General features: G+C 40.7%; 14 protein-coding genes and 3 tRNA genes. 6 read left to right on the top strand and 11 right to left on the bottom strand.

The features are described from left to right. Window positions 1–25 precede the first annotated feature (25 nt). The 4 genes from QZZ43_RS08940 to QZZ43_RS08925 all read right to left on the bottom strand — a co-directional run bounded on the left by QZZ43_RS08940 (window position 26) and on the right by QZZ43_RS08925 (window position 5,779). Window positions 26–553, bottom strand: a complete 528-nt coding sequence (locus tag QZZ43_RS08940; protein WP_291858022.1) for a flavodoxin — start codon at window positions 551–553, stop codon at window positions 26–28. A 31-nt stretch (window positions 554–584) separates the two neighbouring features. Continuing rightward, complete coding sequence (locus QZZ43_RS08935) at window positions 585–2,636, bottom strand: thiamine pyrophosphate-dependent enzyme (protein ID WP_291858020.1); 2,052 nt, start codon at window positions 2,634–2,636, stop codon at window positions 585–587. A gap of 79 nt (window positions 2,637–2,715) precedes the next feature. Beyond that, entirely contained in the window at window positions 2,716–4,086 is a 1,371-nt protein-coding gene (locus tag QZZ43_RS08930) for a dihydrolipoamide acetyltransferase family protein (protein ID WP_291858018.1), read from the bottom strand. A 229-nt stretch (window positions 4,087–4,315) separates the two neighbouring features. After that, window positions 4,316–5,779, bottom strand: a complete 1,464-nt coding sequence (locus tag QZZ43_RS08925; RefSeq protein WP_291858017.1) for a tryptophanase — start codon at window positions 5,777–5,779, stop codon at window positions 4,316–4,318. Window positions 5,780–6,140: 361 nt separating this feature from the next. Here QZZ43_RS08925 and QZZ43_RS08920 point away from each other — a divergent pair, with 361 nt between their 5' ends. Continuing rightward, a complete protein-coding gene (locus QZZ43_RS08920; RefSeq protein ID WP_291858015.1) occupies window positions 6,141–9,476 on the top strand; it encodes a two-component regulator propeller domain-containing protein in 3,336 nt (1,111 codons plus the stop codon). Window positions 9,477–9,539: 63 nt separating this feature from the next. After that, window positions 9,540–9,611: transfer RNA gene (locus QZZ43_RS08915), tRNA-Gly, on the top strand. Window positions 9,612–9,661: 50 nt separating this feature from the next. Here the strand turns inward: QZZ43_RS08915 and thrA are convergent. Continuing rightward, window positions 9,662–12,097 (bottom strand): bifunctional aspartate kinase/homoserine dehydrogenase I, encoded by a 2,436-nt coding sequence (gene thrA, locus QZZ43_RS08910; protein ID WP_291858013.1) that lies wholly within the window; start codon window positions 12,095–12,097, stop codon window positions 9,662–9,664. 223 nt (window positions 12,098–12,320) lie between these two features. Continuing rightward, window positions 12,321–13,091, bottom strand: coding sequence for a histidinol-phosphatase (locus QZZ43_RS08905; protein ID WP_291858011.1), 771 nt, complete (start codon window positions 13,089–13,091; stop codon window positions 12,321–12,323). 515 nt (window positions 13,092–13,606) lie between these two features. Between QZZ43_RS08905 and QZZ43_RS08900 the strand changes: the two genes are divergently transcribed. Further along, complete coding sequence (locus tag QZZ43_RS08900; protein ID WP_291858010.1) at window positions 13,607–15,181, top strand: peptide chain release factor 3; 1,575 nt, start codon at window positions 13,607–13,609, stop codon at window positions 15,179–15,181. Between the two features lie 12 nt (window positions 15,182–15,193). Then, entirely contained in the window at window positions 15,194–15,772 is a 579-nt protein-coding gene (locus tag QZZ43_RS08895; RefSeq protein ID WP_291858008.1) for a DUF2179 domain-containing protein, read from the top strand. A gap of 73 nt (window positions 15,773–15,845) precedes the next feature. Here the strand turns inward: QZZ43_RS08895 and QZZ43_RS08890 are convergent, their stop codons facing one another. The 3 genes from QZZ43_RS08890 to QZZ43_RS08880 form a co-directional block, all read right to left on the bottom strand. Beyond that, window positions 15,846–17,222 carry an exonuclease domain-containing protein gene (locus QZZ43_RS08890; RefSeq protein ID WP_291858006.1) on the bottom strand — a complete coding sequence of 459 codons (1,377 nt, stop codon included), beginning with the start codon at window positions 17,220–17,222 and terminating at the stop codon, window positions 15,846–15,848. Window positions 17,223–17,780: 558 nt separating this feature from the next. Next, window positions 17,781–17,865 (bottom strand) — tRNA-Leu (locus QZZ43_RS08885). A 118-nt stretch (window positions 17,866–17,983) separates the two neighbouring features. Beyond that, a tRNA-Gly gene (locus QZZ43_RS08880) sits at window positions 17,984–18,056 on the bottom strand. A gap of 997 nt (window positions 18,057–19,053) precedes the next feature. Between QZZ43_RS08880 and QZZ43_RS08875 the strand changes: the two genes are divergently transcribed. After that, window positions 19,054–20,505, top strand: a complete 1,452-nt coding sequence (locus QZZ43_RS08875; protein ID WP_291858004.1) for a glycoside hydrolase family 16 protein — start codon at window positions 19,054–19,056, stop codon at window positions 20,503–20,505. Here QZZ43_RS08875 and QZZ43_RS08870 read toward each other — a convergent pair. Further along, window positions 20,502–21,638, bottom strand: coding sequence for a carboxypeptidase-like regulatory domain-containing protein (locus QZZ43_RS08870; protein WP_291858003.1), 1,137 nt, complete (start codon window positions 21,636–21,638; stop codon window positions 20,502–20,504). The two genes, QZZ43_RS08875 and QZZ43_RS08870, sit on opposite strands and share 4 nt — an antisense overlap. 329 nt (window positions 21,639–21,967) lie before the next feature. Here QZZ43_RS08870 and QZZ43_RS08865 point away from each other — a divergent pair, with 329 nt between their 5' ends. Beyond that, entirely contained in the window at window positions 21,968–22,687 is a 720-nt protein-coding gene (locus tag QZZ43_RS08865; RefSeq protein WP_291858002.1) for a hypothetical protein, read from the top strand. On the opposite strand, the gene QZZ43_RS08860 is transcribed toward QZZ43_RS08865, so the two are convergent. Further along, window positions 22,684–24,468, bottom strand: coding sequence for an SLC13 family permease (locus QZZ43_RS08860; protein WP_291858001.1), 1,785 nt, complete (start codon window positions 24,466–24,468; stop codon window positions 22,684–22,686). The two genes, QZZ43_RS08865 and QZZ43_RS08860, sit on opposite strands and share 4 nt — an antisense overlap. Between the last annotated feature and the right edge of the window lie 191 nt (window positions 24,469–24,659).

Here is a 24,659-nt window from a genome sequence, read left to right as displayed (position 1 = left end):
AAAAATAGATGGGAAAAGTTCTATATTAATTTTCCTTACTTTTTTTCCCGTTAAATGCTTTCTCCACTTTTTTGATCCACTTTTCAATGCGCTCCTCAGTGAGTGCTGCCTGATTTTCAATATCCAGAGCAAGGCCGACAAACTGGTCGCCCCGCTGAGCCATAGATGCCTCATAATTATAGCCTTCTGTTGAGGTAAACCCAACAACTTCTCCTCCTCTTTTCTCTATAAAGCCGGCCATAATTCCCAGTCCATCCACAAAGTTCTCGGGATAACCTTTTTGGTCACCTCCGCCAAATAGCGCAAATGTTTTGCCTTTGAGACTATCCTCCTCAATAGTGGGTAAAAATTCGTCCCAGTAATTGGGCAATTCGCCGTCGAACCAGGTGGGGACAGCAAAAATGTAATTATCAAACTTCTCAAAATCCTTATGACTGGCTTCATCTACATTAACCTCTTCGACATTTTTTTCACCCAGATGTTTGACCATTTTTTTCACCTGTTGCTTGGTCTTATGGGAACGGAAACTATAAAAGATACCTGTTTTTTTCATTTCTATCTTTGTTTTATCAAATTCAATTCGATTAATAGGCGGCCAATTGGCGGGCTGCTTTCAAAACTTTCTCAGTATTTGGCAATGAAGCTGCTTCCAGTATCCGGTTAAAACCAATGGGTGTGAAAGCTGCTCCGAGCCTTTTAACAGGGGCATCAAGCAGTTCAAAAGCTTCATCTGCAATAATGGCTGCCAGTTCGCCTCCAAAACCACCAAATACTTTGTCCTCATGAACCACCAAAGCTCTGGATGTTTTCTCCAACGACTTAAGTATGGCTTCTTTATCCAACGGAATTAACGAACGAATATCTATTACCTCCACTTCTAACCCATCTTCCTTACTCAACTTCTCTGCGGCTTCCAGACACATGTGTGTGGTATTTCCATATGTTATCATGGTCATATTTTTGCCATTTCGACGAATGCGTGCTTTTCCGAAAGGCACCTCAAAATCATCGGGAACTGCAGTTGCTGCTTTTGGAGAATTGTAAAGCGCTTTTGGTTCCAAAAATAATGTCATTCCCTCGGAGCGCATGGAGGTTCGCAACAATCCTGCTGCATCGTCTGCAAATGAAGGGTACACGACTCTCACACCGGGAAAAGTGGCCAATGCTCCTTCGGTGGTTTGTGAGTGATAAAGTCCTCCTCCAATATATCCCCCTGATGCCAGACGAATGGTGATGTTGGGTGAAAATTGCCCTTTTGTACGCCAATATTCATGAGTGGTTTCCACATATTGTTCCATGGCCGGCCAGAAATAGTCAGCAAACTCGGCACCTTCAACAACAATTCTGATTTTTTTATTGTATCGCGACATACCATTGGCCGTCCCCATGATATAGTCCTCGGCAATGGGCGCATTAAACACACGCAACTTGCCAAACTCCTGTTGCATTCCTTTGGAAACGTTAAAGACACCACCTTTGTCCTTATTGGCAATATCCTGTCCCCAAATGAAAGTGTCCGGGTTGTGTCTGAATTCAGCTTTGAGGGTGCTGTTAAGCGCCTCAATCAGTTTAAGAGATTTCCCATCGTCCTTATGAAGACCTTCGGGATATTTCTCACTCTGATAAGGTTCGGGAATCACAAAGTCGTAAATAGACTCCGGTTTGGGATCGGCGGCCTTTATCGCTTTTTTATGGGCATCCTTAACCTCTTTGGTCACTTTATCTTCAATCTCCTTCAATTCCTCCTCCGTGGCTTTGTCATAACGAAGCAACATTCTTCGGTATTTGGCCAGCGGATCATACTCTTTTACGTATCTCAATTCATTCTCGTCGCGATACAATTCATGACGATCAGAATTGGAGTGTGATCCGATGCGTACACAGTTGGCATGCACCACTACCGGACTTTGTTCTTTCTTAGCCCAGGAAACTGCTTCTTCCATCGCATTCATCGAGTCGAAAACATCCTTTCCGTTACAATAAATTATGCGCAGGTTTTTGAAGCCTTCAAAGTTGTGAGCCACTTTCCGGTTGGCTGTCTGGTCTTCTTTGGGAACCGAAATTCCATATCCATTGTCCTGAAAAACAAAAACCACCGGAAGTTTTTCATTCGAAGCACCGTTAATCGCCTCGTAAACATATCCTTCCGACACAGAGCTCTCGCCCTGAGAACTAATGACCACAGCATCGTTTTCTTTGTATGTTTTTAAAGCACGACCTAGTCCTGTTGCATGCAGAGTATGGTTTCCTGTTGCCGAACTTACATTATGAATATTCCATTGCGGCTTGGCAAGATGATTGGACATGTGTCGTCCACCACCGGCTACATCAGCATCTTTTGAAATACCATTGAATATGATCTCCTCAGCAGTCATGCCTGCTGCGACACAAGTCTGAAGGTCACGATAATATGGAAACAAATGGTCTTTTTCTTTATGGAAATTCTGGCCAATAGCCAGTTGAATACCATCATGGCCTGCTGCCGGAGCATGATACGACCAGCCAATTGCCTGTTTAAGGTAATTGGGGGCACGTTCATCCAGTGTTCGGCCCATAAATAATAGATGGTACCATTTGAGCAGAGTTTCTTTATCAGTTTTTTTTACTGAATATTTTTCGGGAAAATTACTTTTCATCCTAACAAAATTTATCAAAGTTATTGGTCTTACGGAACTCGAAAATCAGGAGTTCAATTCTTCCTGAGCCGATAGCCCATTAAATGTCGCGATCGAGGTCAGCTTGTTCCAGATAATCGGCTATGCGACGCAGGAACATTCCACCAAGTGCACCATCCACCACACGATGGTCATATGAGAGAGACAAGAACATTTTATGACGAATTGCAATCACATCACCAGTGGGTGTTTCAATCACAGCCGGTTTCTTTTCAATGGTTCCGGTTGCAAGAATCGCTACCTGTGGCTGATTGATAATGGGTGTTCCAATGGTATTCTTGAAAGAACCAAAATTGGTAATGGTGAAGGTTCCTCCCTGTATGTCATCTCCGGAGAGTTTGTTGTTGCGCGCGGCATCAGCCAGTCTGTTCATCTCCGAAGCAATACCTACCACGTTTTTTTGGTCGGCCTGCTTAATTACCGGAACAATAAGGTTTCCGGATGGCAATGAAACAGCGATACCAACGTTGACATTTTTTCGTAAAATGATGTTATGACCGTCTACCGAAACATTCACGCCCGGGAAATCTCTTAAAGATTTGGCAACAGCCTCAGTAAACATGGGCATGAAAGTAAGTTTTTCACCGTATTTCTCCTGGAATTTGTCTTTTACTTTATTGCGCCAAAGAACAAGGTTGGTGACATCGGCCTCAACAACAGAAGTTACATGCGGAGAAACCTGTTTGGACATTACCATGTTGTCAGCAATCAACTTGCGAAGACGGTCCATCTCCTTAATTTCATCCCCTTCTCCGGCAGAAACTTTAGGTGCCTGTATGGTTTTAGCCTGCGTTTGGCCCGAAGATTTTTCTCCTTTTTTGGACCCGGCAGCTTTTTCTGATTTGGCAGGCTGTTGCTCTCCTCTTGATTCCAGATAATCCAGCAGGTCATCTTTGGTCACACGTCCTTCTCGGCCACTTCCTTCTATTGAATCCAGCTCCTTGAATGAGATACCCTCTTCTTTGGCAATACTTCTGACCAAAGGAGAGTAAAACCGATTGCTTTCAGACTGGTCCTGCTCTTCAGGAGAAGGCTCTTTTTCAGAAGTTTGTGATTCTGATGAAGATTTTTTGGTTTCTTTTTCTTCTTTAGAAGCTTCTGGTTTTGCAGTTTTTTCCTGAGGTTCCTCTTTCTCTTTTTCTTCTTCTTTTTCTTCTTCTTCCTCTTCTCCTTCTAAAAGAATTATCGCAACCGGAGTACCGACTGCGACCACATCATCCACTTCAAATTTAATCTCTTTAATTGTTCCGGCAACAGGCGATGGAATCTCCGAATCGACTTTGTCGGTGGCAATTTCCAGAATAGGATCGTCCTCTTCGACGGTATCTCCTTCTTTGACGAACCATTTGGTAATGGTAGCTTCTTCTACGCTTTCGCCCATTTTGGGCATTAGTATTTCAAATGTTGACATATCAGTTGGGTTTAATTTTTGTAATATCTGAGTGGCAAAAATAGAACAATGTTTTATTTAAAACAAATCCAAATAAAAACAGATGTCTTTCAATGTTTTTCTCTACAAACTACTTCCAACGTGTTTTTGTTCAACAGGAATGATAGATTTTATTTTTGAACATAAAAAAAAACCGGCATCTCTTTATAAAGAAATGCCGGTCAAACCTAAAATCTAATCTGTTCCGGGATTAGAGACTATTACCAAAATCTTTTTTAAATTTCTTAACCAATTTTTCGGGCCAATTATTCACGGGAGCTAATCTTCCCATAAAAAACCGCAATACTTCGGGTTCATCCACAAATTTTAGGCCGCCAATTAATTCACGGTTTTCATACAACCAATGAATCCGGTCGATGAGAAATTTGGTTTGCGACAATGTAAATACGCGACGGGGAAACGCCAATCGGAGAAGCTCCATATCAGCCAGCACATCCTCACCATTTTCGTCGCGTACACTTGATACAGTACCCCTCTCCATCCCCCTGCATCCGGAAATTATATACAAGGCTGCAGCTAAAGCTCCGGCCGGATACTCTTTTTGTGGAATATGAGACAAAAACGACATGGCATCAATGTGACATCCCAGTGCACCGGCAGGTGTGATTACCGGAATATCCCTTTTTTCAAGTTCCTTGACCGTATATTCTATAAAAGAAGGAGACTGACTTATCACGGTTTCATCGGTGGTTTCCTGCAGTCCTACTGCCATGGCTTCTATTTCCCGAACCGACATTCCACCATAGGTCAGAAAACCTTCATAAAGCGGAACCAAATCACGCATTTTCAGATAAAGGTCATTGTCATTGGTACAAATGCCCCCACCACGAGTAGAGCTTACTTTACGTGACGAAAAATAGACAATGTCAGCAAAACTGCACATTAAACGGAGAATTTCCCGAATCGAAGCGGTTTTAAATTCCTCTTCACGCTGCTTGATAAACCAGGCATTTTCACCGATAAGGCTTGCATCCATCACAATCATAATTTCATGTTTGTCGGCAACCTCTTTTACTTCCCTCATATTTTGGATTGAAAAAGGCTGACCGCCAATCAGGTTGGTAGAAGCTTCGAGCCTTATGAATGGGATTCGCTCTGCTCCATACTCCGAAATCAGGTCTTTTAGTTGTTGGATGTCAATGTTCCCTTTAAAGGGATGAGAACTCTTAATTTTTAACCCTTCATCAGTTAGTATTTCAAATATTTTACCTCCATTAAGTTCCATGTGAGCTTTTGTGGTGGTAAAATGATAGTTCATTGGAATAATATCCCCTTTGTTGATAAAGACCTGGGAAACTACATTTTCTGCTGCACGCCCCTGGTGAACAGGCAGGATGTATTCTTTTCCGAAAACATCTTTCAGGGCTTCCTCCATTCGGTAAAAACTCTGACTTCCGGCATAAGCATCATCTGCTTTAAGCATAGACGAAACCTGGTTGTCGCTCATGGCGTTGGTTCCGCTATCGGTGAGCATATCCAGAAAAACGTCTTTTGTATTCAATAGAAAAGTATTGTACCCACCCTTGTTTATGGCATCAAGTCGTTCCTCAATGGGGCGAAGATGTAATTTCTGTACTATTCTGACTTTGTGTAACTCTACCGGAATAGTTTCTTCTCCAAAGAACTTAATGGAGGGTGTTTCCTGATTAATCATAATTAAAAAAAAAGAATATTAATTAAGTGAATAAATATTTAAAATTGACTTTTTGATGAAAAGAATTTAAAATATTTTAGTTCATAAATCTTAAAAACTGTCACAAACATAATAGTTTCAACATAAAAAACATGACAAAAATCAATAAAATATTGGCGTATTAAATATTTTAAAATGAATACAAATAAAAATATGCATAAAGATTCTTCTTTTTGCCCTTAAGCACATTTGCCTTTAATGGAATTTTTTAGAATTATTAAAACTTTTTTTACATAAAGAAGTATACTACTATTAATATATAATAATGGGTACTTTCAATCAAAAGTAGAAGGGGCATTCTGACATTTTGGGGGTAAAAAACATGCGGGTATTACTTTTATTTCTTCTTCTGATGTGGGGGCAGATGAATTTACGTGGCCAAACGCCACAGTTAAACTTTTCATTCATGCATGCCCAGGAGCAGCTGTCCAGTCAGTTTGCCAATTGCATCACGCAAGATAACCAGGGTTACATCTGGATTGGAACTATTGATGGGTTGAATCGTTTTGACGGCCACACAATTCGTGTTTACCGGAATAATGAGGGCCAATACTCCAATTTGGCCAACAACAATATACGCACTCTTTTTGCCGATAGCAAAAACAGGTTATGGGTAGGTACAATCTGGGGTTTGTCGATATATAATTCCGGCTTTGATTCTTTTAAACTGTTGTCTTCTTCCAACGATTTGGGAGGTCTGGTGAGTTCTTTCATTTACCAGGTATCGGAAAACAAAGACCACGAAATATTGGTTGCTGCCGGAAAGGCCATCTACAAATTTAATGAAGAAACAGAGCGCTTTCATCCAATAATTGAGTTGGAAGGAGGAGATATTCTTTCCTTTCATATTTGCCAAAACAACGATATCTGGGTTGGACAGGATGCAGGTAGTGGTATTCGTCATTTCAGCTACGACAAACAATACAACGAAACTGAACTTCCTGATTGGATATCTTCATTCGAACGGCAATTAATCCGGGAATTTGCTATAACCGATCTTGTTAAGACGGATGTTGCCCTTTGGGTAGCTTCACGAGGTAATGGGATTAAGCAAATTGATTTCCAAAATAAAACAGTAAAAACCTTTCTGGAGGAAGGTTTTCAATCCTTTGTGGTAGATTTGTATCATGATAAACAAGGTTTAATATGGTCTTGTGATTACAGTGGACTAAAACGGTACAATCCGGAAAACGATTCGTTTGATGAGTATTATGGAGAACCAGGGGGGGTGAACAATGTAAAAACCAATCCCATCGGATTTTTTCAGGACCGACAAATGAATTATTGGGTGATTTATTCCGAGAAAGGTTTTGACCTCTCAACAGTTAACAGAGGGTTTCAGCTTTTCAATGATGCTCCCGGAAGTTATTGGCCATTAGAGGACGCTAATGTATTTTCCATAGCAGAAGACCGGCATGGAAATTTATGGACAGGTGGATTTAACGGAGGCATTACCGTGTTTCACTGGACAAAAGGTTCCACCTCTTATTTCCTCTCCAATCCCCTGGACCCCAATTCGCTTGCCCAGGGCTCCATCTTTGATTTACACTTAGATCAGAACAAGGAAATGTGGGTCGCCTCTTATAAGGAGGGTTTGCAAAAATACGATCCTTCCACTAACGGGTTTATCAGCTTTTCGCATGACGAAGATAATCCACATTCAATTGGGGGAAATGACATCAGAGGAATTGAAGAAGATGAAAATGGAAATTTCTGGTTGGTGGTGCATGGCGTGGGCGTCGATTATTTCGATAAAAGCACGCTTGAATTTAAGCACTATACACCAAAGAACAGCGGTTTATCCATTGAATGGACCAATAATGTTCTGTTGGATTCAAAGAATAATTTGTGGGTGGCCACCTCTAATGGGTTGAATCTCATGAAAAAAGGCACCAATACATTTAAAGTCTATGTGTCATACAGTCCGGAAAATCCAATTTCCTTAAAAAGCAATGATGTAGTTTGTATTCATGAATCGCCTGACAGTACCATTTGGGTAGGGACAACCAATGGTTTATATAGCTATAACCCCGAAGAAGATAATTTCATTTTTCATTCAGAAGATTTCAACAATCAATACATCTGCAGTATTGAACACGATAACAACGGAGACATCTGGGTTAGTACACACGGAGGTGTTACCCACTACAATTCAGAAACGGGGCAGGTATTTAATTTTGATACTTTGGATGGCCTACAGGCCAACGATTTCAACATAAATTCTTCATTTTATGATGGGAAAAAGCACTTGTTTTTTGGTGGGCCCGGTGGACTGAACGTCTTCGACCCGAACCAAATTAATTACAATCTGGAGCCTCCGACGGTTGTTCTATCCGATTTGAAAATCTTCAATGAATCTGTCGATCATTATGGTGCAAAAAGCCCACTTTCTAAACACATCAGCAGTGCTGATACAATAACCCTGGATTATTCCGATAAGTTTTTCACCATAAATTTTACTGCTATCAATTTCATAAATCCCTCTAAAAATCGATATGCTTACAAAATGGAAGGTTTTGAAGACCGATGGAATTATAGTGGTAGTAAACGAGAGGCCACCTATACCAACCTCAACCCAGGAGTTTATACTTTCCATGTAAAAGCTTCGAACAATGACGGAATCTGGAATGAAGAAGGCGCGTCCATTAAAGTGATCATAGAATCGCCCTGGTACATGACTGATTGGTTTCAGGGAGGCGTGATATTGTTAGTTTTATCGGTTATCTTTTTCGTTGTAAGAATTCGCACCCGGATTTTACGCAGGCAAAAGGTTGCCCTAACTGCTCTGGTTAATGAACGAACAAAACGGCTCCATGAGAAGAACAATGTTCTGAGAAAAAGGACGATAGAATTAAATCATACCAATCAAACACTGGAGAGCCAAAAACTCACTATCCAATATCAGGCCAATGAATTAAAAGAACAAGCCAGACAGTTACAGGAAAGTAACCGGAATCTGCAAAAACTTAACAATACCAAAGACCGTCTTTTTTCTGTAATTGCTCACGATGTGCGTTCGCCATTCAATACTATAATGGGATTCTCAAGTCTTGTTAAGGAAATGGCCAGCGAAGGAGGAAATGTTCTTATCACCGAATACGCTGGGTATATTAATGAATCTTCCAATCAGGTTTTGGCACTTTTGGAAAACCTTTTGTACTGGGCCCGTACCCAGACCAATGAGATCCATCCTAAACCTATGGTAATTCATGTTCAGGATATATTTGAGGACAATTTATCTCTTCTAAAGGAAAGTTTTATTAAAAAAGACATTGCTTTGGATTCCTCCAGCCTGGATAAAAATATTGAGTTTAAAGCCGATATGGATATGATACGCATGGTGGTGCGAAATATCCTTTCGAACGCGATTAAATTCACCCCCCACGAAGGGACAATAATTCTCAAAGCATTCAATACAAAGAACCAGTTAAGAGTTGAAATAGAAGATACCGGAAAGGGCCTTACAGCCGAAGAGATAGAAAAAATCCTGGAATCCAACAATATTTACTCAACGCCAGGAACCCATGGTGAAAAGGGATCCGGTCTGGGCCTGACCATTTGCAAAGAATTTGTGGAACTTCATGATGGCCGTCTTATAGTGGAGAATATTGATGGACAGGGAAGTAGATTTGGGTTTGTTATACCGTTAAACCTGTAAAAAATATATTTCCTGCCTTTTTGATTTTTCAATTCAATTATTTTCTATTTTTGTATCATTAATGCGGAAGTAGCTCAGTGGTAGAGCATCAGCTTCCCAAGCTGAGGGTCGCGGGTTCGATCCCCGTTTTCCGCTCATAAAAAGCCCGGTATTGCCGGGCTTTTTTGCTTATTAATTATCACTAATTACACATTTGCAACTTTTATGATGTCTGCAAACACACCGGCTGCGGTAACATCTGCTCCGGCTCCGTACCCTTTAATTTGCATGGGATGTTCAAAATAATGTTCCGACCAAATCAGCACAATATTATTGCTCCCTTCCAAATCGTAAAACGGATGCGATCTGTCAACTTCCATCAGTCCTACAACCGCTTTTCCATCTGCGGTTAAACGGGCCCCGTACCGAAGTCTCTTTCCCTCTTTCAAAGCATCTTGTCGTCTCTTTTCAAAAGGAGCATCCAGTTCTTTAATCTTTTTCATAAACTCTTCCAGCGAAGGTAAATCTAAATACTCCTGCGCCACAAATGGCTCGACTTGAACATCCCCCTCTTCTAAACTATAGCCTGATTCACGTGCCAGAATAAGAGATTTCCGCACCACATCCGTACCACTCAAATCCACACGCGGATCAGGTTCGCTAAACCCTTTTTCTTTGGCTTCAATAATCACCTCTGACAAGGGTTTTTCTTCTGATAAGGTATTTACGATATAATTGAGTGTTCCGGAAAGCACAGCTTCGAGCCGAACAATTTTATCACCACTTCGCACCAAATCGTTGATTGGCGCAATAATGGGAAGACCCGCACCCACGTTGGTTTCGAAGAAAAAGCGAATCCCCTTTTCACGGGCAGTGTCTTTCAGTTTTCTGTAGGTGGCGTATGATGAAGAACTGGCAATTTTATTGGCTGTAACGACTGAAACGTTGGCCTCAAGTAATGATTGATAAATGCCGGCAACCTCTTCACTGGCACTGCAATCGACAAAAACACTGTTAGCCAGGTTCATTTCAATAATGCGGTCCCTGAAATCAGCCACACTTCCTGCCATCCCCTCTTTTTCGAGCTGTTCAATTGCTGTTGAAGCATCCATTCCCTCGTTATTGAGAATCATTCCCTTCCTGCCTGCAAGACCAATAAGCCGAATCTTCAGCCGGTTCTCTTTCATCAGCTTCTCGCTCTGGGCGGCAATTTTATTCAGCAGTTTGCTTCCAACGGTACCCTTACCCACCAGGAAAAGATTTAACCGGGAATAGTCTGACAGGAAAAACGATTCATGAATAACATTCAGCGCTTTCTTGATATCACGTTCTTTGATGACAAACGAGATATTCAGTTCGGAGGCCCCCTGTGCAATGGCGTAAACGTTGACTCCGTTTTTCCCTACACTGTTGAACAACAAACCTGACATGCCCGTGGTATGCTTCATGTTTTCACCAACAATGGCCACCACTGCCATTTGGTCATCAATCACAATACCGCTGATGTGCCGGTCTTCCAGTTCTCTTCTAAACTCTTTTTCAATTGCCTTTTGGGCTTTGCCGGTTTGGTCGCTTTCAATAACCAGAGTGATACTGTTCTCGGACGACGCCTGGGAAATCAGGATAACATTGATTTCCCGGGCCGCAAGAGAAGCAAATAAACGCATGGAAATACCGGAAACACCTACCATTCCCATTCCATGAACCGTGAGAAGTGACACATTCTTGATGGATGAGATGCCTTTAATCTGACGGGGTTTGGGGGTCTCTTTCACTCCATCAATTAGTGTACCTGGTGCATCAGGGTTAAATGTATTTTTTATGGTAATCGGAATATTCTTCTGATAAGCAGGCAGAATGGTTGGGGGGTAAATTACTTTGGCTCCAAAATGCGATAGCTCCATTGCTTCGGCATAACTCAAATGCTCAATACAATAGGCCCTGCTGATGACTTTAGGATCAGCCGTCATAAAACCATTTACATCGGTCCAGATCTCCAGCATTTCGGCATCGAAAGCAGCTGCGATAAGCGATGCGGTGTAGTCCGATCCACCTCTGCCCAGGGTGGTGTTGTCACCTTTCATATTACTGCTGATAAATCCGGGAAAAAGAGATCTTTTTCCAAGTTTTGGGGCCACTTCGGAAAGCAATTTGCGGGTTGTTTCCAAATCGGCCTGGCTCTTGCCATATTCCACAAAAGTCTTAATGTATTGCCGGCTGTCGAACCAATCGGCTCCCACAAAATTGGAGATGATTTTTGAGGAAAGTCTTTCCCCTATTCCTGAAATTCCTTCCAGACTTTTGCGACTTAATTCACGGATAAGAAAAACACCCTTTGTAATCGATTTTAGCTCATCAAATTCGGGCGCTACCAAACCGAGCGCTTCCTGAAGTTTGGACTCCTCCGGAAAAAGGTCAGCAATCGTATCCTGATGAATTTTAATAATGTGGTTGACTTCAGAAGCATATTGTTCATCTCCGGAGGCTGCCAGGGAGGCTGCTTTAATCAGTTTATCCGTAATGCCACCCAAGGCCGAAACCACAACTACCAACTGGTCATTCTGATTTTGGATGATATCTTTAACTCTTCGAATATTGTCGGCCGAACCAACCGATGTGCCGCCAAACTTCAGTATCTTCATTCCTTGTTAATTTTTCAATTTAAAATCGTATGGAACTCGCAAATGTAGCAAAAAAGAGAGAAAATATGACAAATGTTATGACTTTTGCCTGCCAGTTACTCCAAAGAAGCATCTTGGGTTTTTTTTACCATTCAATCCCGTTCTTTTCAAATTTCATGGGAACAAATTTTCCAACCTTGCAATCGTATTGCCATAAATTTTGTATCCCTTCATTTTGAAGCATTTAGGCTACCACGGCAAAGCCGGAAAGAAGGTTGTCAGGCTTGTGAGCATCACTATTGATGGTTATCGGTATATTGTTGGCGGCCATCCATTTAAAGTGACCTTTATCTGGAAAAGTTTGCGCTGTGGCCTCAAAAAACTTGGTGTTAATTTCCACAATAACTCCTTTCCCGGCCGCAAGCATCATGGTACTTCTCACCTCTTCGATATACCAGTCGGCTTTTTCATCAAAAAAGAATTGGTTTCGGTTGTGCAACCTAATTTTATCAAGATGTCCAATAATTTGGGGAGGTTCTTTTTCCAGCATTTCTCTTTGAAGTTCGAAATAGCGCTTTATCAGTTTCCTGATGTCTCCTTTAAAAATTTCATTTATTCCTTTTTCAAAAATTGGGGTGGCATCGTCGATAGAAAAAGGGCATCCGTCTGCAAAAGTCTCCACGAAGTGAACGGAACCCACAATATAATCAAGATTTGCTGTTTGAATGCGGGGATGCCCGGGTCCCATCAATAAAGGAATATAATCTACTTCCATGGAAGTCAGAAGGTTTATCCGGTCTCTGTATTTTTGCTTAAGGCGCGAAAGCTGATTTAAATAAACAGGCATTTTTTTTAATGGCATATTCCATCCGGTATCAAAAGGCAACGGAGCATGACTGGAGATTCCCAGTGTACTGATACCCAAATCAATGGCTTTTAAAACGTACTCTTCTGGGGCTCCCTGCCCGTCACAAAAAAATGAATGTCCATGATAATTGGCCCAACTTCTACTCATACGTATAAATTAAATCAATGGTAACCCAGGATTCTTTAGTTCTTTGAATAAGTTGCTTCGTTTCACTCTATGACAGTATATTTGGGGAAACCTCAAGTCTCAATGTCATTGGTAAAGCAGGAAAACAGTCTCATTTTTTTTACGATGGTCCCAAAGGGGATCCAATATTTTCACGACAACCAATAAAATAAAAAAACCTCTCCCAAGGTTGAACCTTACTTTCAAATACGGATTGTTTGCTTTTCCATTTTTGTAATAGCCCGTTAAACTTTTGCAAAAACATCTGAATCAATTGTTTACATCTAAGGATTATTTTGTGTTAAAATGCGGATTTTAACATTATACGATTTACCTTAATTCTTATATCTAAAAATCTAAGGGTCTATTGTTTTTAGTAATAATCACAAATAAAGGGATAAAAGAATTAAACCGCAAAAAGGAATAACAAAACATGAAAAATAGTGGTATGGTTCGGTTGCATTAACTAATTTTGCACCCCTAAATTGACAATGACAATGACATTTAAAGAAGAGATAAAACGCCGGCGGACTTTTGGCATCGTAAGTCACCCTGATGCAGGAAAGACCACGTTAACAGAAAAATTTCTGTTATTCGGGGGAGCCATTCACGTTGCCGGAGCGGTAAAATCAAATAAAATTAAAAAAACCGCAACTTCCGACTTCATGGAGATTGAGAAGCAGAGAGGGATTTCTGTGGCCACCTCTGTGATGGGTTTTGAATACGATGGATACAAAGTTAATATTCTTGATACCCCCGGACACCAGGATTTTGCTGAAGACACCTATCGCACACTTACAGCAGTTGACAGTGTAATAATTGTGATTGATGCCGCCAAAGGCGTTGAAGCTCAGACCCGAAAGCTGATGGAAGTCTGCAGAATGCGTCAAACACCAGTAATTGTTTTTGTAAATAAAATGGATCGTCCGTCGAGGGATCCCTTTGAAATTTTGGATGAGATAGAAGAAGAACTTAAAATTGAAGTTCGGCCTTTGAGTTGGCCAATTGGAAACGGACCTGACTTTAAAGGTGTTTACAACCTTTTCGATAAGAGTTTGTATCTTTTTACGCCTAATAAACAGACCCTTGAAGAAGGAATTAGTCTGGATGTTCATTCATCTCAGCTCTCGGAGGAAGTTGGAGTCTCATCGGCCGAGACCCTTCGCGAAGAGTTGGAACTGGTTGAAGGGGTGTATCCCGATTTTGATAAGAATCCCTATCTTGAAGGAAAACTGGCACCTGTATTCTTTGGAAGTGCTTTGAATAATTTTGGTGTCAAAGAGCTGTTGCAGTGCTTTCTGGAAATTGCCCCTCCTCCCCGCCCCTCAAAAGCTGAAGAAAGAATAGTGGAGCCCGACGAGGAAAAATTCAGTGGTTTTGTTTTTAAAATCCATGCCAATATGGATCCTAATCACCGAAATCGCCTTGCATTTGTTAAGATTTGCAGTGGTCATTTTCAGCGCAACACTAACTATCAGCATGTCAGACTGGGCAAACAGATGAAGTTTAGCAGTCCGACGGCTTTTATGGCCGAAAAGAAATCTATTGTAGAAGAAGCTTTTCCGGGTGATATTATTGGTATTCCTGATTCCGGAAACTTTAAAATCGGAGACAGTCTCAGTGAAGGGAGTCCATTGAATTTTAAAGGATTGCCCAGTTTTTCCCCCGAATTGTTTCGCTATATCGAGAACGATGACCCGATGAAGTCCAAACAATTGGCCAAAGGCATTGATCAGCTCATGGACGAAGGGGTGGCACAGTTGTTTGTGAGCCAGTTCAACGGCCGTAAAATCATTGGAACCGTAGGGGCGCTTCAGTTTGAAGTGATTCAATACCGTCTGTTGCATGAATACGGAGCATCGTGTCGTTACGAGCCCATCAACCTCTATAAAGCCTGCTGGCTCGAAACTGATGACCAAGGAGAATTGCAGGATTTTAAAAGACGTAAGAATCAGTATATGGCCACCGACAAATCAGGACGGGACGTGTTCCTGGCCGATTCATCTTACATGCTTGATATGGCCCGGGAAAATTTTAAAAGCATTAAATTTCACTTTACATCAGAGTTTTAAAAGAACAGAACAATGATTGCAGAAGGATTCTGGTACACTTGGGTTTTAATTCCGGCTTTGATATTCATTGCCCGCGTGGCTGATGTAAGCATCGGCACTATTCGGATTGTTTTTGTTTCCAAAGGGCTGAAGCTTCTGGCTCCATTGCTTGGTTTTTTTGAAATTTTCATTTGGCTGTTGGCAATGACCAAAGTTTTTGAAAACCTGGACAACTGGTTTTATTTCATCGCCTACTCTGCAGGCTTTGCCACCGGAAACTACATCGGTTTGCTGATTGAGGAAAAACTGGCACTTGGGCATGCCAACCTCCAGATTATCACTCAAAAATCGGGAATTGAGTTGGCGCGCAAACTATCAGACGAAGGGTTTGGCGTAACCTGGAATGATGCCAATGGTTCGCGTGGAGAAGTAACCGTGATTTATTGCGTCATCAAACGAACCAATTTCAAAAAGGTCTCCGAAATTATTATGAAATACAACCCCCGTGCTTTCTATACCATTCAGGATATTCGATTTGCCAATCAGGGGGTGTTTCCCATGCGAACAATTCAACGCACCAATGGCTATTTCCCCTGGAGAAAGGGAAAATAAAAGGTTGTAACTAAGGCTGAGCAGATCATTCCGATTCCGGGAAAGTAGAAAAAAGTCTGGCCAAAGAGGTGTCTTAATATTTTAAAATTTTGGTGCTCCGGGTTGCTTTATTTCTGAGCCAGGATCGAATAATCTGGCGATTATCCCGATTGTCACTGCCTCCTGTCAGGAAATCGGTGAGTGCGTCAGGATGGGAGATACTGTTTTCGTGCTGAATCCAGCCATATCCCTTAAAAGCATTTCTCTCGATCCATATAAATGATTTTTCGTCGGGCTCTCTTCCATCGTCAAAAATTACAAAATTCTGTAGTGAGAAATTCAGGTTTTCAATAATTTTGCTTGCTCTTAGATTATAAGAAGCAGGAACTTCCAGCCCGGCACATGCACCTTTGCACCTTTGTACCGAATAATTAAAGCAGAGACCCAAATTGCTTTCCAGTCCACAAAGCTGGCGACACAGACCAAATTTGTCGACCATCCCCGACAAGGCAGTATTTGCGGCATCACGAGTGGAGAAAGCATCAAGCGGCTGATTGATATTGCCTTTGATGCTATCGATGAAAAAACGTTGATAACCTTTTCGGTCGGTTATGGCATAAATGCCCCAGTTAAAGATGATACGACGCCCGGCTCGGTTGAACTTGGGTTTCTGTTGTTTAATTTCGTCTGATTCCCTGAGTAATGCCACCAATTCACTACCCGTTATTTCAAAACTGATATCCACCACCTGCTCTTTCAAACTCAGGTTTCTTTTTCCTTTGGCCGCCAGATGAGAAAACACCCGTTTACGAATATTCGTGCTTTTTCCGATGTATATCACTTCATTTTGAGCATTGTGAAAATAATAAATACCGGTTAATTCAGGCAATGTCCGAATTTTTTCCATATTCAAATCCGGATGAATGCCTTTTAAGTCTAGGTCGTTCTCGGCAATGATGTAACTGCCTTGTTGATCAATCAGGTGGTTTAAAAGCAAAGCCGTTGCATGTGCATCTCCACCTGCCCGGTGTCTGCCAGAGAGCGGAATGCCCAAATCCTGACACAAATTTCCAAGGCTGTATGATCGATGGCCGGGAAGCAGTTTTCGCGACAAACGAACAGTACAAAGCACTTCTCGTTGATAGTTGAACCCCAGCGATTCAAATTCCTTTTTCACAAAGTTGTAGTCAAACGGAGCATTATGCGCCACAAAGATGGTATCTTCGGTTATCTCAACAATTTTTTTTGCAACCTCATAGAAACGGGGTGCCTGTTCGACCATTTGATTTGTGATACCTGTTAAACGGCTGATGTAAGGGGGGATATAACACTCGGGGTTGATTAACGAGGCAAATTCTTCAACAATCTTCTTTCCTTGCATTACAAAGACAGCAATCTCTGTAATCCTTCCAATACCGGCTTTTCCACCGGTGGTTTCTATGTCGATGACAGCATATTTCGGCAAATCCATGGGACAAATTTATCAAATTACTTTCAACATAAGCCAACAGTATAATCCAATTAATTTTTCGCTGTTGAATTAAGCTTTCTTCTTTCTCCTGACCATCAGCAACATCCTCATTTTCGGGAACATTTTACCTTTATAAAAGACTGAATTGCTTGCATACCACAGCACTTTAGGCTATTTTTGTATTAAGAACATTGACAAAAGAAATGCCACGCCGGTATTATTGATTGTTAAACTCAACACTACATTAATACCGAGTAAACTATCTGTTAAAAGGGCAGGCCTCAACCTTCGGGTTGTCTTCGGACACAGAGGATCCCCGCTTTTCAGGTGTACTCAAATCCTGTCGTCAGGAGTTTAAATAATCCAACCGGTGTGGCGCCCATTATAGAAGAGGTAATTCGTTTCGACGGGTTACCTTTTTTTTTGCGGATTCTTAAACCTGTTATGGATAATCATGTGGATTTGAAAATCCACACCGACGGAGGACGAAGTAAAATAATATTTATAGCTAAAAAAGCCACAATCAACTAAAAAAGTCAATTGCAGCTTTAAAAAGAGTGCCCAGAACAGGACTCGAACCTGCACGACCGTAATGGCCACCAGCCCCTCAAGCTGGCGTGTCTACCAATTTCACCATCTGGGCGGTAGACAAAATAAAAACGAGATCTATCAAAATGCTTGATACTTATCTCGTCCTATTTCAGAGCGAAAAACGGGACTTCCCGATAAATCGGGATAGACTTCTCGTCCTTTTTTCTTTGAGCGAAAAACGGGACTCGAACCCGCGACCCCGACCTTGGCAAGGTCGTGCTCTACCAACTGAGCTATTTTCGCATTTTTTTTCTACTCATCCTTGTCGATAAGTTACTATTCAATTGGGATTCGTTAATCCCGAACAGCGAATGCAAAGGTATAATTTTTTTGTTTCCACAAAATAGTTTTGTGAAGAAAAATATGCTGTTAAGTTAGGGAATTGGATTAATATCCTCATTTTCTGATAAAAAATAATGAAAATAATTCATGGATGCCAATCTAAAAGATTTAGATTTCTTTCCCGATTAACCGGGACAGGCTGTTTTACACGCAATGACCCATTTCTGTTGGGGCGAGGTGGATTGGAGAGGTTGGTTGTGGGCTTTGCTGAAAATCAACCTCTCCTATTTACGTATATCATTCCAATACTGGTCATTGGTAACAAAGTGAAGTAATTCTCTATTCTTTAACCGGGCACCAGTGATTACAAATCTATTGCTATTCTTTTTTTCATGCCTGCAGGTATCTTGTGAAAAAAGCTGTTAATCAATTGTTTATGTGCTAAAACTTGTACTTCTTATAATTAAGAATATCAATACCGAAGTTTCGCGATACAATTTGTCGGACTTCTAATATCTAAAAATCTACCGATCTAATGTTTTATATAAGCAATCAAAATGTTATATTCGTTGTATTATAATTGATTTGATGAAAAGAAACAGATGAGTGGAGGATGTAATTTTTATTAAGAAGGAATTTTTTGAAGGATTGAGTTCTCAAAAATGTCAAGATTTACACGAATAGCAAAGTGATTTAAGGAAATTTTGATCGAGAACAAGGGTTTAAAATCCGAAAGCATCCCAAATAACTTAAATAATTTCTTAACCCAGTTCTATTTTTTGCGTAAAACTTTTTACAATAGACCGTTAGATTTTTAGATTTAAGGTGAATCGTATGATATTGAAAATATGCACTTTAACACAAAACAACTTTTAAAAACAAACAGCTGATTCAGAAATTTTTGTAAAAGTTTAACGGACTATTATTTCTAACAAGACAAACTTTAATATACAGTAAAATGGCTGGCATATTTGGATCATTATTTGGCGGGAAATTTCCCGATACAGGAAAGTATGAAACCGAACAAAATCAATTATTGGAAGATTACCGTCGATTTAATGAAATAGAGACCTCTTCCTTGCTTCAGCGCTACCAGGAACTGGACAGGGAGATTCATTCCGGCGATTTTGAAAAGCGTGTTGCTGATTTAAAACACAAAAAGTTTAAAGATACTGAAGAGTTTAAGCAACTGGAGCGTTTTAAGCTATTGAACAAAAGCAAAGACATTAAAACATATCTGAAGTTCAACAGTTCCGGGAAAGCAAAGAAAATGGAGGATACCCTGGCATCCGAGCGGTACCATCGTTATCGCGAACTTGATAATTTTGTAAACTCTTCTGAATTTTTCAAAGAAAAATCAAGTCCTGATTTCAAAAAATCTGATGCCAATCACAAGTATAAAGAATTCAAAAGACTCCGGAAAGAACGATCAGTAAAGTGGGCTGTTAAAACGGAGAAGTCTTCACCATATCAAATATATAAAAGATTAGAAGGCAGTGATAGAATTACCGAATTTTATAGCCTGCAGGGAATGGTTGAGTCTTCTGATTTTAAGAAATTTAAAGCAGGCATGGAGGATAAACATCGTTTCCGAAAATCTGAAGAAGCTGCTTTAATCAACGAATTTGAGGAGTTAAAGAAGCAAAAAGATATTGTTTGGTATCATAAAACAAAGGAAGAAAAGCCGTTTGAAGAACTAAAGAAGTGGAAAATTACTTTTGAAGATAACTTTGACAGTGCCTCACTGGATTCTAATAAGTGGATTACCGGATACTACTGGGGAAAAGCCTTAATGAACGATACCTACGCTCTGGAGGGAGAACACCAAATATTCAGAGAGGAAAATATAGATTTAAGGGATTCTTCTTTGCGGATTCGTGTTCAACCTCAGGCAACAAAAGGAAAAGTATGGAGTGCCACCTATGGATTCAGGGAAAAAGAGTTTGAATATACCTCCGGAATGATTAGTACCGGACAGAGTTTCAGACAACAATATGGGCGCTTTGAAGCCAAAGTTAGGTTTAATAGCACTTTCCCGGTTGTAAATGCTTTCTGGATGGTAGGTGAACGCATGACTCCCCATATCGATATCTTTAAAACCATTTATCCGGGAGGAAGAATTATTGAAGCCGGTATTATATCAGATATCCAGGGAAAAGGAATTACTGAATCAACAAAAAAAGTGAATGGAACAAAGTTTTCCAATAATTATTTCATCTATTCGTTCGATTGGAGCGAAAATGAGATGGTCTGGAGAATTAACGGTAAAGAAATATACCGTCAGACCCATAATGTTCCACAGGTACCAATGTATCTGAGTTTCTCCTCTACTTTACCCGAATCGCCTGATGAAAAGCAACTTCCGGCTGAAATGGAAGTGGATTGGGTAAAATGTTATCAGCGTATTTAAAAATCCTTAGAATAGACAGAACGATTGTCATAATATTGTCTGCCATTTAGTTTTTCTGGCCCTTGTTCAGAATCAAACCCGGAAAAAAGCAGTTCGAAAGAACTGTTTTTTTCCGGGCTCTGCTCTTCCATAAAAACTCTGGAAATTACTTTTTTCCCCTCGATTGAACCATTATATTCCACATCAACGGTGTATTGCGTAACAGGTTTTACCGATTGCTGAAGCGATTCGTCAGTCATGAAAGACCTTCCGTGCAAAAATTTGCCATCGCTATGATAAACGGTATGATGTTTAAGGATACTCATATCCTCTTTTATCACGTGAATTTCCCCTTCTACCCTTTCAATACGGGCATCTCCGGTAAACTCGAATAAGGCATTTAAGTTTTCAAATCCTATGACAATGATATCCTGGCCATTTCGTTTGTATTGCCTTTCTTCAAAAACTTCAAATCGGTCCACAAACGCATCATCCAGAATGTTTCCGGGATTCCTGATAATGTCAAACCCGAGCAGTTCGTCAATCCGGTGGAGTCCTTTTTCAAAGGGTAGAAATTGAAAGTTCCGGGTTCCTTTGACTATCTGATATGCCCTGTTTTCAAATGCATTGATACGACTACGAATACCATAACCCGAATGGTCAGCATAATCCAGGTGCATTATTCTTTTTCCGTTTTCGGTTGTTTCAAGATAGTCGATCTTGGCCACATAATTGTCAGAATAATAGTTGTCCGGTATCAGGCGGCCCACCATTTTCAGCATACCGTACAAAACTCTTGACGGAGCCTCCACATCCACTTCATCAATATCATAAACCGTAGGGAAAAGTTCAATTTCCGGTTTTGTTTGTGCCAGCAGCTTAGAAATTTGAAATTCTTTGGGACGATATCCCACCGCTGAAATTCTTATCGTTTTTTTGATAGCGTCATTTGGAACAACCAAGCTAAAAAATCCGTTATTGTCGGTAGCGTCTCCAAGAAAGGAATCTACGACACCAAGATTGGCAAATTCCACCGGATTTCCATTAGAAGCATCTACTACCCTGCCCTCCAGAATATGATTCTGTGCAGTTATTGTAAAGGTTGTGATGGCAGAAAATAGCGACAACACAATAAAATATTTTTTGACTTGCATACTTTTCTTATTTTTGATGAAGGACAAAAGGGTTATTTATGAAATAAGTTGCCTATTTTAAATCAGTTTATTTTGCTTTATTACAACTCGAAAATCCTGCCAAAAGTTACTGATTTAATTAATTTTCCAAAATGGCAAAGAGTAATTGACCAGGTTTAATACCTAAGTTATATTGGCCCAATGCCTAAATGTATAAAAAGAAGGAAAAACAAAAAAATAAATTCTATAAAACGAGTATGGAACCTTGACTTTTTTTAATGTGTCACAAAATGGCATTTTTAAGAGGGTTGCGTGTTCTATACGACCTTAATAATGCAAATTTTATGCGTATGAAACGGATTTTTTCAATATTCATTCTCATTAGCTTGGTTCTCCCGGGCTGTGTGGTTTCCAAAAAGAAATATGAAGCCATGGTAGGGGAAAGAGATTTTCTGGAAAAGAGATTGACCGAAACAAGAGACGAGAACAGAGAACTGGAAGAGCAACTCAGAAGTGCATTTGCCGATTTTGAATCCATGAAACAGGAATTACATCGAAGCGATGCTTTAAAATCGGACAAAGTATCTACCCTGTTTGCAAATACGGAAAACCTGAAAGAGGAAGTAAATAATCTGAAGCAGGATCTTGCCGATGCGCGCAGCAAATACCGCTCACAACAAAGTACTAGTGTGGAAAGGGCCAATCAACTGGAAGAACTGACATCTCAGCTGGCTCTATTAAAAAAGGATACTGCCAGCCTTCAGTATTCGTTGCAAATGAGCAAGGAACGTCAGACCAATGTTCAGAAGGAATTGAGAGAAGTAAAAGAAAAATACAACAACCTGGCGGCTGATCGTACCCTATTAAAAACTGACATAGAAAAATCGAAAGCAAAAATCGCCATGCTTGAGGACCAGTTAAGTGAGAAAACCCGGTCGCTGAGCAATATTTCAGATGCTTTTATTGAACTGAGGAAAGAGTTATTAACAGCCAAATCAAAAGGATTGGCCATTGACCCCAATCAAAGCAAGATTATTGATAAAATTGCCCGTCTGCTGGGACATTATTAGAAATACATCAGACTAAGAACAGTGATGGTCACAACCATGTAAATGATAGTCAGCGGGAACCCAATTTTAAAGAAATCCTTGAAGTTGTAATTTCCCGGGCCATAAACCATCAGGTTCGTTTGATAGCCAATGGGGGTAATAAAATTGGCAGCCGCGGCAAACGAAACCACCAGCGCGAAGGGTTCCGGCTCCAGTCCGAGTGTTTTGGCTGCCGTAAGAGAAATCGGAAAAATAACGGCAACGGCAGCTTTATTGGTGATGTATGCTGCAAGAACGGTTGTCATCAGGTAGATGCCAAAAAGAAGGGTAACCCGACCAAATGGAAGAAAAACACTGATAATCAGGTCGGCCACCATATCGGCTACGCCTGTTTTTATCATAGCCGTGCCCAGAGCCAGCGACATAGCAATAATTACGGCCAGGTTGTAATCAATACTCTTGGGCATGTCCTTGGGCGACACAATCTTGAGTGTTGAGATGACAATTAGAACAACAAACAATCCGATAAACAGAGGCACCAGCTTGACGGCTGCCAGAAAAATTGCAAGTAGTGTTCCGCCCAGCAATGCATAAATTTTGTATTTCTCCGTACGGTTAAATTCCCGTATTTTGGAGATGAGATAGAAATCCTGCTCACTATCGGCACGACTGATAAACGCTTCTCCAACCAAAAGCATCAGTACGTCGCCTGCCTTTAATTTGGCTTCATCGATTTTTCCAACAACACGTTCTCCGTTGCGGTGCAATGCCAGCAAGGCCGAATCGAAACGTCCGCGAAAATTTACTTCTTTTACAGTTTTGGTAATAAGTGATGAATTGTGCGAAACCACCACTTCAACAACCTGCGTTTTCTTTAATTTAGACATCATGCCAACCGAAGGAAGTGTTAATCCACAATTTTCGGAAAGCAAACGGACAACATTCTTGTTTTCTCCTGCAAACCTTAATAAATCTCCCTCCTGAAGTCTGAAATTGTCTGATAAAAGTTGGTAAATCCTGTTTCCCCGGATTATTTCAATTAATACCAGTCCGTCCATTTCCCGAATTTCAGATTCTTCGAGTGTCTTGCCCACCAGGCGGCTGTTGCGGCGAACTTCTGCCTCCACCAGATATTTTCTCTCGGCGGTGGAGTACTCTTCCATCACACTTTTTCGATCGGGCAATAACCGATAGGAGAAAAAATAGAGATAAACCATTCCAATCACTAGCATGGGAAAACCTACCCAAAAAAAATCGAACATTCCGAGCGAAGGCATATCCGGAAAAATTTTCTGATCCACTACCATACCGTTTACAATAAGATTGGTAGAGGTACCAATGAGGGTTACGCATCCCCCCAGAATGGCAGCGTAAGAAAGTGGCATCAGCAATTTTGACGGAGCAATATTGTTTCGCCGGCTCCATTGATGCACATAAGGCATCATGACTGCAACCAAAGGTGTATTGTTCAGGAAAGCCGAAAATCCACCGACCCAAATCATCATCCGGGCAAGAAATCCCTTAAATTTCATTGATCGTGGAAAGGCCTTTTCAAAGATAGCTTCAATTACAGAGGTTTGTCGAATGGTATCACCAAGAAGTAACAGCATAATAATAACTGCAATCTGTTCGTTGGCAAAGCCGGCCAGAATTTCGGAGGGTGTTAGGATTTTGAAAATTCCCAGCACCATGATGGCAATAAAGAAGGTAAATGCTGCCCCCATCAGTTCCCGGTATAGGGAAATCAGTATAAATGCAAGTACCAGAAATACAAGTATTACATCAAATGTGGGGACACTCATAAAGTCTTGTTTTCTTCAATTTTCAGGCGTTGCAAGATAAAACTATTTTTGGTAAAATGAATAAAACAACCACCAAAAGCCTTTCAATCCCGGTTTTCACACTTAAATTTTCTTTTCAAAATTTTCAATAAAGTGCAGAATTGCTACTTTTGAAGTAATCATCAGATTTAACTTTCATGACCCTCTGAGGG

Source organism: Marinilabilia sp., from assembly GCF_016278715.1.
GTDB lineage: Bacteria > Bacteroidota > Bacteroidia > Bacteroidales > Marinilabiliaceae > Marinilabilia.
Note: the sequence above shows the minus strand (reverse complement) of the source record. Positions and strands in the feature narration are given on the sequence as shown.